The sequence below is a fragment of the Nonomuraea rosea genome (assembly GCF_039539705.1).
In the GTDB taxonomy this organism is placed as follows: Bacteria; Actinomycetota; Actinomycetes; order Streptosporangiales; family Streptosporangiaceae; genus Nonomuraea; species Nonomuraea rosea.
In genome coordinates this window covers 1-13867 of sequence record NZ_BAABDQ010000041.1, presented here as the reverse complement: position 1 = coordinate 13867, position 13867 = coordinate 1, and the positions used below count along the sequence as shown (strand labels likewise).

At 68.1% G+C, this 13867-nt stretch carries 16 protein-coding genes; 7 read left to right on the top strand and 9 right to left on the bottom strand.

The genetic code is table 11. The features are described from left to right. Positions 1–30 precede the first annotated feature (30 nt). Both ABEA43_RS53415 and ABEA43_RS53410 read right to left on the bottom strand, forming a co-directional pair. The gene (locus ABEA43_RS53415; protein ID WP_345574448.1) at positions 31–747 is read right to left on the bottom strand and encodes a DUF4429 domain-containing protein; all 717 of its coding nucleotides are present in this window, start codon (positions 745–747) and stop codon (positions 31–33) included. A 254-nt stretch (positions 748–1001) separates the two neighbouring features. Next, the gene (locus ABEA43_RS53410; RefSeq protein WP_345574446.1) at positions 1002–1235 is read right to left on the bottom strand and encodes a hypothetical protein; all 234 of its coding nucleotides are present in this window, start codon (positions 1233–1235) and stop codon (positions 1002–1004) included. On the opposite strand from ABEA43_RS53410, the gene ABEA43_RS53405 reads away from it, so the two are divergent. Then, positions 1212–1631 (top strand): DoxX family protein, encoded by a 420-nt coding sequence (locus tag ABEA43_RS53405; protein ID WP_345574445.1) that lies wholly within the window; start codon positions 1212–1214, stop codon positions 1629–1631. The two genes, ABEA43_RS53410 and ABEA43_RS53405, sit on opposite strands and share 24 nt — an antisense overlap. 23 nt (positions 1632–1654) lie before the next feature. Here ABEA43_RS53405 and ABEA43_RS53400 read toward each other — a convergent pair whose 3' ends face one another. Next, a complete protein-coding gene (locus tag ABEA43_RS53400) occupies positions 1655–1975 on the bottom strand; it encodes a hypothetical protein (protein WP_345574443.1) in 321 nt (106 codons plus the stop codon). 75 nt (positions 1976–2050) lie between these two features. After that, entirely contained in the window at positions 2051–3064 is a 1014-nt protein-coding gene (locus ABEA43_RS53395; protein ID WP_345574441.1) for a glycosyltransferase family 4 protein, read from the bottom strand. 431 nt (positions 3065–3495) lie between these two features. On the opposite strand from ABEA43_RS53395, the gene ABEA43_RS53390 reads away from it, so the two are divergent. Together ABEA43_RS53390 and ABEA43_RS53385 are read left to right on the top strand one after the other, a co-directional pair. Then, the gene (locus ABEA43_RS53390) at positions 3496–4209 is read left to right on the top strand and encodes a GAF and ANTAR domain-containing protein (protein WP_345574439.1); all 714 of its coding nucleotides are present in this window, start codon (positions 3496–3498) and stop codon (positions 4207–4209) included. 75 nt (positions 4210–4284) lie between these two features. Beyond that, entirely contained in the window at positions 4285–5070 is a 786-nt protein-coding gene (locus tag ABEA43_RS53385) for a GAF and ANTAR domain-containing protein (protein ID WP_345574437.1), read from the top strand. 446 nt (positions 5071–5516) lie between these two features. Here ABEA43_RS53385 and ABEA43_RS53380 read toward each other — a convergent pair whose 3' ends face one another. The 3 genes from ABEA43_RS53380 to ABEA43_RS53370 all read right to left on the bottom strand — a co-directional run bounded on the left by ABEA43_RS53380 (position 5517) and on the right by ABEA43_RS53370 (position 7949). Next, positions 5517–6266 carry an NAD(P)-dependent oxidoreductase gene (locus ABEA43_RS53380; RefSeq protein ID WP_345574435.1) on the bottom strand — a complete coding sequence of 250 codons (750 nt, stop codon included), beginning with the start codon at positions 6264–6266 and terminating at the stop codon, positions 5517–5519. Between the two features lie 97 nt (positions 6267–6363). Further along, positions 6364–7083, bottom strand: a complete 720-nt coding sequence (locus ABEA43_RS53375) for a DUF4386 domain-containing protein (protein ID WP_345574433.1) — start codon at positions 7081–7083, stop codon at positions 6364–6366. 122 nt (positions 7084–7205) lie between these two features. After that, on the bottom strand, positions 7206–7949 hold the full coding sequence (locus ABEA43_RS53370) for a DUF4386 domain-containing protein (protein WP_345574431.1): 744 nt from the start codon (positions 7947–7949) through the stop codon (positions 7206–7208). Between the two features lie 633 nt (positions 7950–8582). On the opposite strand from ABEA43_RS53370, the gene ABEA43_RS53365 reads away from it, so the two are divergent. From ABEA43_RS53365 to ABEA43_RS53350, 4 genes are all read left to right on the top strand, one after another. After that, a complete protein-coding gene (locus ABEA43_RS53365; protein ID WP_345574429.1) occupies positions 8583–9140 on the top strand; it encodes a hypothetical protein in 558 nt (185 codons plus the stop codon). A 142-nt stretch (positions 9141–9282) separates the two neighbouring features. Continuing rightward, entirely contained in the window at positions 9283–10497 is a 1215-nt protein-coding gene (gene ilvA / locus ABEA43_RS53360; RefSeq protein WP_345574427.1) for a threonine ammonia-lyase, read from the top strand. Positions 10498–10725: 228 nt separating this feature from the next. Beyond that, on the top strand, positions 10726–11532 hold the full coding sequence (locus ABEA43_RS53355; RefSeq protein ID WP_345574425.1) for an ANTAR domain-containing protein: 807 nt from the start codon (positions 10726–10728) through the stop codon (positions 11530–11532). Beyond that, positions 11529–12281: a GAF and ANTAR domain-containing protein gene (locus ABEA43_RS53350; protein ID WP_345574423.1), complete on the top strand. Its 753-nt coding sequence runs from the start codon at positions 11529–11531 to the stop codon at positions 12279–12281. The genes ABEA43_RS53355 and ABEA43_RS53350 overlap by 4 nt, the downstream gene beginning before the upstream one ends. Before the next feature lie 120 nt (positions 12282–12401). On the opposite strand, the gene ABEA43_RS53345 is transcribed toward ABEA43_RS53350, so the two are convergent. Together ABEA43_RS53345 and ABEA43_RS53340 are read right to left on the bottom strand one after the other, a co-directional pair. Next, positions 12402–12722 carry an STAS domain-containing protein gene (locus ABEA43_RS53345; RefSeq protein ID WP_345574421.1) on the bottom strand — a complete coding sequence of 107 codons (321 nt, stop codon included), beginning with the start codon at positions 12720–12722 and terminating at the stop codon, positions 12402–12404. A 579-nt stretch (positions 12723–13301) separates the two neighbouring features. Next, positions 13302–13580, bottom strand: coding sequence for a helix-turn-helix domain-containing protein (locus ABEA43_RS53340; RefSeq protein ID WP_345574653.1), 279 nt, complete (start codon positions 13578–13580; stop codon positions 13302–13304). Positions 13581–13867 lie beyond the last annotated feature (287 nt).

Sequence of the window (13867 nt, the reverse complement as noted above, 5' to 3'; positions counted from 1 at the left end):
GTTGTCGTCATGGCGGGCGGGGTCGGTCAGTCACATACGGGACGGCAGTTCAGCCTTGGGACCCTGTGCGGCGGCCAGCACGGCGGCGGCGAAGGGCAGGGAGTGATGCGTGGCTCCCCAGCCGATGCCGAACACCACGGAGGCGGGATCGTTGTTGGGATTGGAGAGGGCCTGGTGCCCACGGATGCGCAGCCGGAACGACCCGCGAGCGTCCTCCAGCGCATGCCAGTCGACGCCCTCGATCTCGCTGATCGGGTAACGCTGGTCACCTGCCGCGTACTTGGCCGGGGAAGCGCTGGACGAGAACCAGGTGAAGGTGACCGCCTGCCCGTCGAAGGCGGCCTCACCGTCCCATGCCTGGAAACTACGCGGCACCGAGGGACCGGCGATCAGGAACCGCTCGGCCGGACCGCGCTCGGACAGGGCCGCGCGCATCTCCTCGGCATACTGGCCGGCCAGCGTCTCCGAGGCGGCGGGCAGCACCAGCCGGTACGGATCGAGCGACTCCTGGAGCTGCCCCGTCGCCGCGGACATGACCGGATCAGCTCCCTCCCGGGGAACCACCCGCAACACCACCCTGCCGCGTGCACCAGGCTCCAGCATGACATCGGCCAGCGCGTCGTACGGCACGAACCGCTCACCGAGCTCCATGCTCAGTTTCGACGCCTTACCCGGCTCAGGCGTAATGCGCAGCCCTCCGTCCTCGAACTCCCACGCGCAACCTCGCCCCTTCAGTACGTCACCCATGCAGGCAAGGATAGGTGCCCGAGCGCTGGCGGCTGCGCAGACGGGCGGCCACCGCGACGAGCCGGGCGGGCCTGCGTACGTCGCCGGCCGGTCGGCGGCCGAGATACTCGGAGACGGATGCTGCCCATCCGCCGAGCCCGCGCCCTCATCCCTTCCGCCCAACCGGACGAAGGGCTCTGCGCTGATAGTGATTCGAGCTCTTGGCACCTGCACCCGCCCTGGTCAATCACATCCACAGGCTGAAAATTTCATGGTCAAGAAAGTTTATGGATCGGGCATCCGGCCATGTAGACACGTCCAAAGCGCTTATCGACCGATCTTTCGCGGTGGTCCGTGTTTGACATCGGGCCGCCGAAATCCCGATGCTCATGGGAGCGCTCCCATGCCTTTGGCCAGTGCACCGCGAAGGACAGCCGAGGCATCACGGCAAACAGCAGGTTCGCCTCGATAGAAAGGACGTCTTCGTGGATACGCTGCTCAAACAGCAAGGGCTGTTCCTGGCCTTCTACCGTTTCGTGCTGGGACTATTGTTCGCCTGTCACGGCGTGGCGACCCTTTTCAACGTACTGGGCGGCCCTCAGGGTCCAGCACCGAGCTTCGGGCAATGGCCCGGATGGTGGGCCGCGGTCATCCAGCTGGTCGCCGGCACCCTCGTCGTGCTGGGTGTGGCCACCCGCGCCGCCGCTGTCATCTGCTCAGGCACCATGGCCTACGCCTACTTCGTCGTTCACCAGTCCCAAGCGCTGTTCCCGATCGAGAACGGCGGCGAGAAGGCTGCCCTTTTCTGCTGGGGCTTCCTGCTCATCGCCGTCTTCGGCCCTGGCCGCTGGGCCCTGTCCACGCGGCTGGCATCCCCACGGACCCTCGCACACGAGGAAGCCTGACAGCGACCTGTCAGGCCTCGCCTCTAGCTGCCCTCCTCGCGGGCGGGCTCTCGGAGGAGCTTCTCCAGTTTCGAGTAATCGACGGATTTCATGATCTTTCCGCCTTCCGCGGTGACCCGGACGATGCCGCCGAAGGCGTCGCCCTTGGTGAGATGGGCGGCCAGGGCGGAGTTGAAGGTCGCGAGCCCGCACTGGGAGGGCGGGCGGGCGCTGAGAAAGCCGTAGGTGAGGGCCAACCGCCATGCCTTTCGGACACTCGGCCGCACCGGAATGGAGGCCGATGCGGCTCGTTCGGTGAAGACGGCTATCCCGACTGCCTGTGCGGTGGAACCCGGGGTCTTCACGGGGGCCCGCCCTCATTAGGGGCCCGGCTGTCGCGACCCTCAGCCGATGGCGTGGTCTGCGTCCACCTGGCATTATCAGTCGCTAACTTGTTCCAATATTTCGCGGTAGATGCGTAAGTAACTTGCCACCATCCGATCTGCGCTGAACCTGCGTTCGGCGTGGGCGCGGCAGGCCGCGCGATCGACCGTCGAGATGCGCGTCAGCGCGTTGACCGCCTCGTCGAGGGAGTCCACCAGGAAGCCCGTCAGTCCCTGGTCCACGACTTCGGCCATGGATCCGCGCCGGTAGGCGACGACCGGTGTGCCGCAGGCCATTGCCTCGATCACCGACAGGCCGAAGGGCTCGTCGAACGCGATGGGATGCAGCAGGGCGGCGCTGCCGCCGAGGATCTCACCCCGGCGCCCGGGTCCCACCGACCCGAGGAACCTGACCTGCTCCCCGTCGACCTTCGGAGCGACCTCTTCCTCGAAGTACCGCTCGTCCTGGACGATCCCGCAGATGGTCAGCGGCATGCCGGCCCGCCGAGCGATCTCGATGGCCGTGTGCGTTCCCTTGTCGGGATGAACGCGGCCGAACGCGACCAGCCGTCCGCCGCCCACCGGGTCGAAGGGAAACGCGTCGAGATCGATGCCGTGGTGCACCGTGGCGACGTAGTCCAGTTCCGGCGCACGGTCCGCGTCCGAGATGGACACGTAGGCGGACCGGGCATGAGTGTAGGCAGGCAGGATTCCCATTCCGGAGAAGCCGTGAACCGTGGTGAGCAACGGGGCCCGGCAATGATCGGCGAAGGCCAGTGGCAGCCAGTCGAGATGGTTGTGAACGAGATCGAACTCACCGGAACGGCTCAACGCGTGCGCGACATGCATCGCCTCCCACACCCGCCCGTCGAGCGATGGATCGTCGGCGTACCCGCGCGGGCACACTCCGTCCAGCGATCCGGAAGTGATGGAGTCCAGTGTGGCGAACAGCGTCACATCGATACCGGCGGCGGTGAGTCCTTCGGCGAGCAGGCTCGTGACCTGCTCCCAGGGGCCGTAATGGTGGGGTGGCGTACGCCAGGCGACCGGTCCCAGTAACGCTATCCTCACGAAATGGAGCTTGCGGTCATACGTCCAGGAACATGACCGTCTTCTAGCATCGGTGCCATCACTCCTTTGGGTCGTGTTCTGCCGGAAGGCTCCGCGAGGATGGTGGCCAGACGGCTATGACCGGCAGACCATAGCCGATGAATCCCCATGCTCGTTCGTTCCGAGCCAACGCCACGGCGAGCTGGACGGAAACAGCCGATTCAGCAAGGAGCCATCACCACAACTGATGACCGGGGAATATGACCGCCGCTGGACGTCGCGAGAGGTGTGACAGCTATTGAGCCGCCGGGGGAGTCGTGTGGCGTTGTCGACGATGGCGGCCAGAAATGAGACTCCGCGGAGCCGAGCTCGGTCGTCTTGTTTTTGCGCCGGGTGGTGAGCGTACGGTGAAGGTTACGTGTCCTTCGGATGCGGGGCGGGCGGTCAGGCGGGTGGACGATGAAGCGCTGCGCGTCTGGGAGCTGATCGGCGGCGCTGCGGGGCGGGGTGCGCCGGTCGGGGTGCAGGACGTGTGCACGGCGTGCGTGGACGCACTGCGGCTGAGCGGGGGCGGGTTGTCGGTGATCAGCGATGCTTCCGGGCTACGGCTGATGCCGTTGCACGTGGTCGGCACGCTGGGTCGTGACCTGCTGGAGGCGGAGCTGACCAGCGGGGACGGGCCGTGCGTGGACACGGTCAACGGCCGCGTGGCGGTGCTGGTCAGCGATCTGTGCGGGCGTGCGCAGCAGGAGCGCTGGCCGTTGTTCACCGCGCTGTCGCAGGCGGCCCGGGTACGGGCGGTGTTCGCCTTCCCGCTGCTGGCCGGTCCGGTCAGCGTGGGGGTACTGGTGTTGTGCCATGATCGTCCGCGGTGGTTGAGCGAGGCCGAGCAGGCGCAGGCGCGGCATTTCGCCGACGCGGCCTTGTTGTTGCTGCTGAACATGGTCATGGTCGACGGTGACGGCGAGGCGATACCGGTCGGGGCGCTGGCGTTGGGGCCGGAGATCCACCAGGCCAGCGGGATCGTGGCGGTGCAGATCGGCTGTTCGGTGGAGGAGGCGTTGCTGCGGCTGCGCGCGTGGGCGCTGGCCGCCGATGAACCACTGTCGGAGGTGGCGCGGCGAGTGGTGGGGCATACGCTGCGCTTCTCCGGCCATGAGACCTGACCGGGCCGGCCAGTTCTCCCGGGCCGGCTGGTTCTCCTCTGCCTGGGCGGGGCGGGCGGGCGTAGGCTGCCGAAGGTGGAGACTTTCCCGCCCCGCGGCCCGGAACGACAGGTGGCCGAGGCGTTCATCGGGCTGGCTGACACGCTGGTGACCGGGTTCGACATCATTGACTTCATGCACGGTCTGGCCGAGCAGTGTGTGGACCTGCTCGATGTGGACGCCGTCGGCCTGCTGGTCACCGACCAGCGCGGCCGTCTGCAGCTGATGGCCGCCTCCAGCGAGCAGACCCGGCTGCTGGAGCTGTTCCAGCTGCAGAACGACCAAGGCCCCTGCCTGGTCTGCTTCCGCTCGGGCCGGCCGGTGCACTGCGCCGACCTGACCGGCTCACAGGCCGGCGCCTGGCCGCGGTTCGCCGAGCAGGCCCGGATGGCGGGGTTCCGCGCGGTCAGCGCGCTGCCGATGCGCCTGCGCGACCAGATCATCGGTGCGATGAACCTGTTCCGGCTGCAGCCGGGCGAGCTGGATGCGGGCACCGCCGGGCTGGCTCAGGCGATGGCCGATATCGCCACCATCGGCCTGCTGCAAGAACGGGCCATCCGTGAGAGCCAGGTGCTGTCGGAGCAACTGCATCGCGCCCTGTCCAGCCGGGTGGTCATCGAACAGGCCAAGGGCATGCTCAGCGAACGGCACGCCCTACCCATCGACCAGGCATTCACCCTGCTACGCCGCCACGCCCGCAACCACCACCAGAACCTCACCGACCTGGCCCGATCAGTGGTGACGCGCACCACCGACCTGCCGGCAGGGGACTCCGCCCATGAGTCGCCGGCACCTGCCGAGCAGTTTCCGCCCGGATCCTGACACCCGTCGGACCCCGGTGCGGGTGTCGGGACGGCAACCGGAAGGCGATCCACAACAGGGTGCCCTCCGCACCCGTGGTGCCGGAGACCTCATCCACACCGGCGGATGACTCGGACCCGCCGGAATCAACGAGCAGGCCGGAGTCCCCGGCGACGGCTGGAGCTCGGTGGGCCCGCAGGCGGGCAACAACGGCTACGTCAAGCAGTCGGCCCACGCGATCGACGCCGCCGACTTCCAGGCCAACGGTCTGTAGGAGTTCGTCTGCGTGCTACGCATGGGCGACGGCAGCGTATCCACCGCACGCAGCAACGAATTCTCAATCAGCTGATCCAGCAGGCGGCGGCGGGCTCTCCGGAGCCCGCCGCTCGTACTCCGCAGCTCGCGGCCGACCAGGGCGGCCCGCTCCGCATCCTCGCCGGCCTGGGTAGGTGCGCGGCCTGCGGGGATCACGGTGCCGGGGCGGCGGAGGCGCAGGCAAGTGCCGAGGGGGTCTGGCCGCCGACTATCGCCGGTGCCCTATGAACGAGTTCGTCGTTGTTGAGGGCCTCGACCATGAACAAGGCGAAGTCGATGCGGCGGGTGAGGTTGCTCTTGAGGATGGGGTCGCCGACGTGCCGGCTCCATACGGGCAGACCCTGGCTGTCGCCTTCCTCCAGGTCACTGCCGCGAACGACGGTCCATCGTGTGTCGCTGGCGAACACCCGCCGGCAGGCTTCCACCTGGTCGTCGAGGTCGGCGAAGCGAGCCAGCCGCGCGAGCGGGCCGGCGACCTTGACCAGTGTCTTGATCTTCCACGAGTACACGTCCAGGCCGTCGAGCGTGATGTGCCAGCCGCAGGAGAACAGCAGGCGTGCGCCAGGTTGTGCCTTGTCGAGCACCGCCTGGGCCGTTTTCGACGCGTAGCCGTGGACCCCGCGCGGGACCAGCACGGTCAGCACTCCATCGCAGCCGTCGACTGCCCGCTCGATGACGCGGCGATCGTCGGTCGCTCCCGGGAAGAGGGTGATGCGTCCCTTGAACGCGTCGAGTTTGGGCACGCTCGCCTCTCGGCACACGCCGGCTACCTCGTAACCCCGATCCAGCGCGTGCCGCACCATGTACTGCCCGAGCTTCCCAGAGGCCCCGACGATGCAGACCTTTTTCCGGGCAGGGCGACCGGCGCCTTGGTTGTGTCCTGTTTCCATGTCTTCCCTCACATCTTCTCGAAATCAGCTGCGGTCAGTAGTCGGGGTTGGCGTTGCGAGACGGTAAGCCTCTAGCAAGAAGTGACCGAAAAGTGCGCAACGATGTGGGCTACGTGCTGGTTGGCCACGCCGCGCTGACCCGCGCCGGCTGAGACGCCTGACGGCCGCTGATGAGCAGCCAGAAGATCAGCACCACTTCACCGGCGAAGGTGAACACAGCGATGTCGAGCGCGTAGCCCGCGACCAGCATCAGGCCGAGCCCGTCGGCGAGGTACCCGAGCCCGGCGATCATCAGCAGGATGCCGATCACGCGCGGCATGAAGCCGGAGCGATACGCCAGATAGCCGATCAGCAGCAGGTGGAAGGAGAAGAAGACGAGGCCGATATGCCAGATGGTGGTGAACGCTCCCGCGGCGCGCAGGACCTGTTCGGGCTCGTCGAGCAGATCGAGCGCGATCACGAGTTGGGCGGCTGCCACCAGCAGGACGGCCGCGTACGTGATTCTGAACCACGCGGCCATCGCCGAAAGGCTTCGATGCACGGGCTCGAAGAGGGTGCGCAGCGCGCCGGCCACGACGACATCGAGGACGGCCACCAGGACGAAAGCGGCGACGCCCCAGCGGAACAGCGGCTCGGAGCCGGTGATGTCGCCGGCCGTCTGGGCAGCGTCCCCCGGCGTGACGAGAGCGTCGATGGCCACGAAGTTGGCGAAGACCGCCAGGACGGTCATCAGCAGCAGGGCGATTCCCGCGGTCAGGCTGGCCGTACGCGTCGACCAGTCGGTGTGGCTCACGCCCGGTGCGGGCGCGGGGTGAAAGACGGTCTTCACAGCTCTCTCCCTGCTAGTCAGGATCTTGGAGCGCGACCTCGGGCGAGGCGATCGAGGTCGCGGCTATCCGGACGGCCCTTCCCCGCGCCTGTTGGGGTGTCTTCCCTGCGGTGGTCTGCGGGTCAGCGCGCGCCTGGCGCGACCGCTGCGGCGGTGAGAGGGGAGGGCTTGAACCCTCTGACGACCAGCCAGAGGCCGAGCGATCCCTCCCACAGGAATATCGGAACGGCCGACATGGCCGACGGCACGGAGACCTGGGCGTAGAGGCCGAACAGCACAGCGGTCGCGGAAAGGAAGAGCAGAGGCGCTCCGATGAGGCCCAGCACGGGAATGACGCGCGGCACGAGCCGGGACCGGTACAACAGGTAGCCCAGCAACCAGGCGTTCACGGCCGGGATGAAGCCGGGCCCGAGAAGAAACGTCCAGTTGTGGATCGCGACGAGCGCGGTGCCGATGGTGACGAGCGAGTCCCCATCGGCTCCGGCAGTTGCGGCCTGCCGCAGGGTGACGACGGTCAAGAGGCTGATGATGCCGACGACGATGATGGCGGCCTCCAGGACGCGAGCGGCGACGAAACCGAGCGCGGCGGCCTCGTTCTGCCGCTTGACCACAGGAAACAGGACGACTGCGGTGCCGATGCAGGCAAGGACGCAGATGACTTCCAGGAACCCGCCCCACAGCACGCCGGTGTCCGGCCCGGGGCCGACGATGTAGTTCGGGTCGTTCAGCACCGGGCCGTAGAGGGCGAGCGCGGGGATCGAGGTGACAATGGTGATCAAGTAGAGCACTCCCGCGATGAGTGCGGTCCTCCTCATCGAGTCCATCGGCCCTCGTTCGATCGCCGGAATGTGCACGTCGGTCGCCATGTCAATGTCCTTTCGTGGCCGTGGCCGTGGCCGTGGCCGTGGCCGTGGCCGTGGCCGTGGCCGTGCCGGCCGGTGCACCGGGGATCGGGCGTGTGCTTGTGGCGAGTTCAGTGCCCCTCCGGGGATGGCGACGGTGATCAGGCGATTTCGCTCACCGCGTGGTCGTCCCACGGCCGCCGTTCGGTGCGGATCCTGCGGGCACCGCTGGTCGAAACGCCTGCCCTTTGACCCAACGCTCGCCCGTACCGGAGGTAAACAGGCGATATGCGAACAATTCATCGACAAAACCGATAACTGCCGAACACCCGATGGCGGGAGCTGGGGGATCAGGGACCCTGGTCGCCAGGCTCGGATCCGGACGGAAACGCCGCCGGCCACGACCTGATCGTCGACCGAGCCTTGCTGCGGTCTGTACGAACACGGCGACCAGATCGCCGCGGGGGATCCGACCGCCCACCATCTGCACACCGACGGCCGCACTCCCGCCGGGTCAGCCCGTTCAAAGGCGGATAGGCGATCAGCGTGCCGACGATCCGCTCGCGCCCGGTCACCGCCCGCACAGTGCGGCGACACGCTCTGGCGGTATGGCCCGCCGCCATGCGCGTGGCTGGAGGGCGGCGTAGCGTGTCCGTTGTGACCCATCAAGACGCGCCGACCGACCCGCCGCACGACGCGGTGGTTCCGGTGACCGCGCTTGTCGACGCATGTCGGCACTTCGCCACCCACGTACGGCTGCTGGCCGACCAACTCGGTGCGGCGGAGCTGAGCGACGACGACGTCGAGCTGGTCCACAATGCCGTCCATCAGGTTTTCACCGCGGCGGGGCTGGCAGCCGCGCTCGCCACCGGACTGCAACGGCACACCGGTGAGCAGGACTGCCCGCACTACAACGTGCTCACCGACGCCGAGTGGGCTCCGCTGGCCGAGGGCGGCCGGCACGAGCGCAAGGCCGTCTACGGGTGCGAGCTGCAGCCCGGCCATGCGGGCGCCCACGCGGCACACGTCCAGTTGCTGCCCGGACCCGACCGGTTCATCTGGATCCGCTGGGACATCCGCGCCCGCGATCTCGTCACGCTGCCGCCGTGCCCGGCCGAGCGCGCTGACCCCGATCCCGACCCGCGCTCCCCCTACGGAGAAGAGCCGGCGCCGTGCCTGTTGTTCGAGGGGCACATCGGACCGCACCGCTACTGACCTGCGGCGTGCTCTTCCCTTGCTGCTCATGGCATCGAGGCGCGGGCAGAGGAGCCACTGACTCGCACTGAATGACGACACCGTGAGGAGCCCTGGCCGATCACCACGCACACCGGGCGACCTTGGTGGGAGACTCTCTGGAATGAGCTCCCCGCAGGTGACCTATGACGCTGTCGTCGCCGCGCGAGAACTTCTCGCCGATGTGGTAGTCCACACGCCCGTGCTGGCCTCGCGGGTGCTTTCCGAAGCGGTCGGCGGACCGGTGCACCTCAAGTGCGAAAATGTGCAACGGGCCGGGTCGTTCAAGGTACGCGGGGCCTATGTCAGGATCGCCCGGCTCAGCGACGAGGAACGGGCCAGCGGTGTGGTGGCGGCCAGCGCCGGCAACCACGCCCAAGGGGTGGCGCTGAGTGCACGACTCCTCGGGACCAAGGCGACGGTCTTCATGCCCGAGGGGGCGGCATTGCCGAAGGTGGAGGCGACCTTGGGCTATGGCGCGGATGTCATCTTCGCCGGCCGTACCGTAGATGAGGCCCTCGCCCGGGCGAAGGAGCATGCGGAGCAGACCGGGGCGGTGATCATCCATCCGTTCGACCATGCGGACGTGGTCGCCGGGCAGGGCACGATCGGGCTGGAGATTCTCGAACAGCTCCCGGACACTGCGACGATCGTTGTTCCCATCGGCGGGGGAGGCTTGGCGGCCGGGCTCGCCCTTGCGGTCAAATCCTTGCGGCCTGGCGTCAGAATCGTCGGCGTGCAGGCCGACCGGGCGGCGGCCTACCCCGCCTCGCTGGCGGCAGGACATCCGGTGCTGGTCGAGCCGTTCTCGACGATGGCCGACGGCATCGCGGTCGGACGTCCGGGCGAGCTGCCCTTCGAGTTGATCCACTATCTCGTCGACAAGGTGGTCACAGTGACCGAGGAGGAGATCTCCAAGGCACTCGTCCTGTGCCTTGAACGCGCCAAACAGGTCGTCGAACCGGCCGGAGCCGTCGGAGTGGCCGCGCTCCTGGCCCATCCACAGGCCTTTGAACCGCCGGTGGTCGCGGTGCTGTCCGGCGGCAACATCGATCCCGTGCTGCTGGCGCGCGTGCTCCGTCACGGCCTGGCCGCCGCGGGGCGCTACCTGGCCGTCCGGGTGCTGCTCCCAGACAGCCCCGGAGCGCTGGCGAAGTTGCTCGCCGATCTCGGTGCCCTCCGGGTGAACGTGCTGGACATCGTGCACGAACGGTTCGGATCAAGCCTGCGCGTAGACGAGGTAGAGGTTTTGCTCCAGCTGGAAACGAGGGGCCCTGAGCACTGCGACGAAGCGCTGAGCACACTGCGCAGAGACGGCCACCGGCTCATGCTCGGCTGAGCACCGACCCGTCCGGAGCCAACTCCCCCGGCCGTGGGACAGCGAATGCTGGAGCGCCGTCCCACCTGGTGCCGGGGTGGTGGCGACCGGGCGCTCGAAAGGGCCGATAGTCCGGCGAACGCGGGCCGGTGGGCCTAGTCTGCGGGTGCTGGTCTGCTTGGCTGGGAGGCGCGGGGGCCGAAGGGTGGAGGCGAGTCGTGATGGATCGCTCATCGAAGGCAGACGAGCGTGGCGGGTGAGGCCCGGATGGCGCGGGTGTGGTCGCGGATCGGTGACTGCGCCCGGGCTGAGGGCCGGCCGGTGTCGGCCGCGCACGCCTGTATCGCGTGCGCGGAGGACGTGGGCGCGGCTGGAGCGGGTCTGTCGATGGGCCGTGGCGGCAAGCTCCGTGAGCCGGTCTTCGCCACCGACGCGCGCAGCGGCGAGCTGGGCGAGCTGCAGTTCACCCTGGGTGAAGGACCGTGCATGGACGCCATGACCGGGAACGCAACGGTGCTGGCCGCCGACCTGACATCGGCCGGCAGTGAGCGGCGGTGGCCGATATTCGCCCCGGCCGCCGTCGCCTTGGGGGTGCATGGGGTGTTCTCGATTCCCGTCGGCGCGGGTGCGGTCCGGTTCGGCGCGCTGGATCTGTACCGCGAGCAGCCCGGCCCGCTGTCGCATGCACAGCTGCTGGACGTCTTGGCGCACGCCGATGCGCTGCTGGTGTTGATGCTCGATCATCGCGGTGGTATCAGTCCCGGCTTGGACAGGTTTCTTGATGAGGAGTTCACGGAGCGGCGTGCGGGTGTCCATCAGGCGGCCGGCATGGTGAGCGTCCAGTTGGGCGTCAAGGTGACCGACGCGCTGGCCCGGCTGCGGGCCTACGCCTACGCTCAGGAAAGACGGCTGGTGGAGGTGTCGGCCGCGATCGTGGCCCGGCGGTTGCGGTTCGATCCCGGCAACGGGGAGGTCATCGAGGACGTCGACGGCGCTCAGCCCGGAGTTGCTCGCCCGCCCGAGACCGACATGACAGGAAAGGAGGGAGCGGAATGAACATCTCGCAGAACCAGCTCGCCCGGCAGACGTTCGTGGACCTGGCCGACACGCTGGTCACCGACTACGACGTCATCGACTTCCTCGACTTGCTCGCTCACCGCATCGTCGAGCTGCTCGCAGTGACCGCGTGCGGAGTCCTGGTCGCTGACCACCACGGCACCTTGAACCTGCTGGCCGCCTCCAGCGAACAGACCCGGCTGCTGGAGCTGTTCCAGTTGCAGAACGCCCAGGGGCCCTGCCTGGACAGCTGCCGATCCGGGGACAGCGTGCACTGCGAGGACCTCAGCCAGGCCGAGGGCAGGTGGCCGCTGTTCGCCTCTGCCGCCGTGGCCACCGGCTACCGGGCGGTGCACGCGCTGCCGATGCGGTTGCGTGAGGAGATCGTGGGCGCGGTGAATCTGTTCAGCGCCGAACCCGGGCCCCTGAGTTCCGAAGACATCGAGCTCGGCCAGGCCCTGGCCGACGTTGCCACCATCGGCATCCTGCACGAGCGCGTCGTGCGACGAGGGGAGGAGATCACCGACCAGCTGCATGGCGCGCTGAACAGCCGGATCCTCATCGAACAGGCCAAGGGCGCCCTGGCTCAGCAGCTCGGCATCTCGGTCGACCAGGCCTTCACGGTCCTGCGCGGCCATGCCCGGCGCACCAACAGCAAGCTCACCGAGGTCGCGCACGCGGTCGTCGAGAACGAACTTCAGATCACCGAGCCGGCACCGGCCCGAACCCCACCCGGCGCCACGGCGTGACTCGGGCCCTTCACCCACCGCACGGAACCGTTGAAGCCGTCCAGGGAGTGGTGGGCCTGGCGCTCCGGACCGCCTTCCCTTCTGCCCGGCCCCGTACCCTCCGAGCGCCGGCGGACGTGCTCAGGGCCCGGCACATCTGAAGTGCCCCTCCAAATGGGTGATCTTCAAGAGCCGAAGCAGGTTGGGCGTGACTCCGGCAAGGTACAGCGCCGTGTGCTGGCTGTGGGCAAGGCGCTGAAGCGCGATCATGACTCCCAACCCGTCAGCACCGATGAATGACACGCCACTGACGTCGAGGACGAGCCGCGACCAACGACCGTTGGCAAGAGCGTGCGCGACGTGCGCACGCAGATGGCCGGTCGTGGCGATGTCGAGCTCCCCCGCTACGGTCACCGTCACCGTGCCGTCACACCGCACGGTCGACAGTCGCAGTGCGTCCATGATCCGAATCCCTGCCCTCGCCGCGTCATGACACTCTGCCGACTGCAGGGAGGTCGAAGCCTCGTTTCAAGGACTTCGACCACGCTTAGCCGACCGAGACCGACGTGCCGCTGGGTCTGGGCGCCACGGAGGAATCGCGAAATGCGATAAACACCGAAATACTTCGCATCTGCACCTTCAGTGAAGGTGCAGACTCGCTCCGTAGCCTAACGTCGAGCCGGGCTCGCTGAAGGAACGACGCAAAAACCGCTGGAATCTCCCGCGCCAACCAAGGCCCGGCCTGATCGCCGACACCGGTGCAGCAACCCCGCTTTCTTCACGACGGCAGGGTGAGCCATCTTCTGCGACACGATCACGACCGCATTCCGCCGACGTGCCGACCCCGGCCATGAGCGCCGTCCGCAGTTGGGCCGGCCGGATGGCATCACCCCGGTCAGCGGCATCGCCGCCGGCGAAGCCGTCTCCCCGTAGGCTCGTGAGCCCGGGGCGCGCCGCCGCCGATGAGTGGATGTGGTGTGGCCTGGTCAGGGCGGGCCCGGGAGCTCGTCGACCAGGCCGCCGGGTAACGAAGCCGCCGTGTCAGTTTCCGGCCGTGCGTTCGCGTCCGTGCTCGCGTTCGTAGGCGGCGTTGATGCGCAGCGCCTCGGCGAGCTGGTCTTCCAGGATGATGATGCGGCAGGCGGATTCCACGGGAGTGCCCTGGTCGACCAGTTCCCGGGCTCTGGCTGCCAGGCGCAGCTGGTAGCGGGAGTAGCGGCGGTGACCGCCGCCCGAGCGTTTCGGCTCGATCAGGTGGGCGGCGCCCAAAGCCCGCAGGAACGTGGCGGTGACGCCGAGCATCTCGGCGGCCGTGCCCATGCTGTAGGCGGGGTAGTCCTCATCGTCGAACCGATCTTCGGCCGTGCGTTCGGCCTCATCCGTGATCCTGCCGTGGGCGAGCGTGTCACCCTCGGCAGCCGAGCGACGTTGATCCATATGTTCCTTTCCCGGTAACGCGCACAGGGGGCCCCGGCGCCTGTGCGCCGGGGCCCCGAAGAGTTCAACACCATCTACCGGCCATCGGCCGGCTTACCGTTGTGCGCAACCGCCGTGTCGGACGGCGGTGGTGCGCGGATCGCGGATGCGTGACCGTAGACCACCTTCCT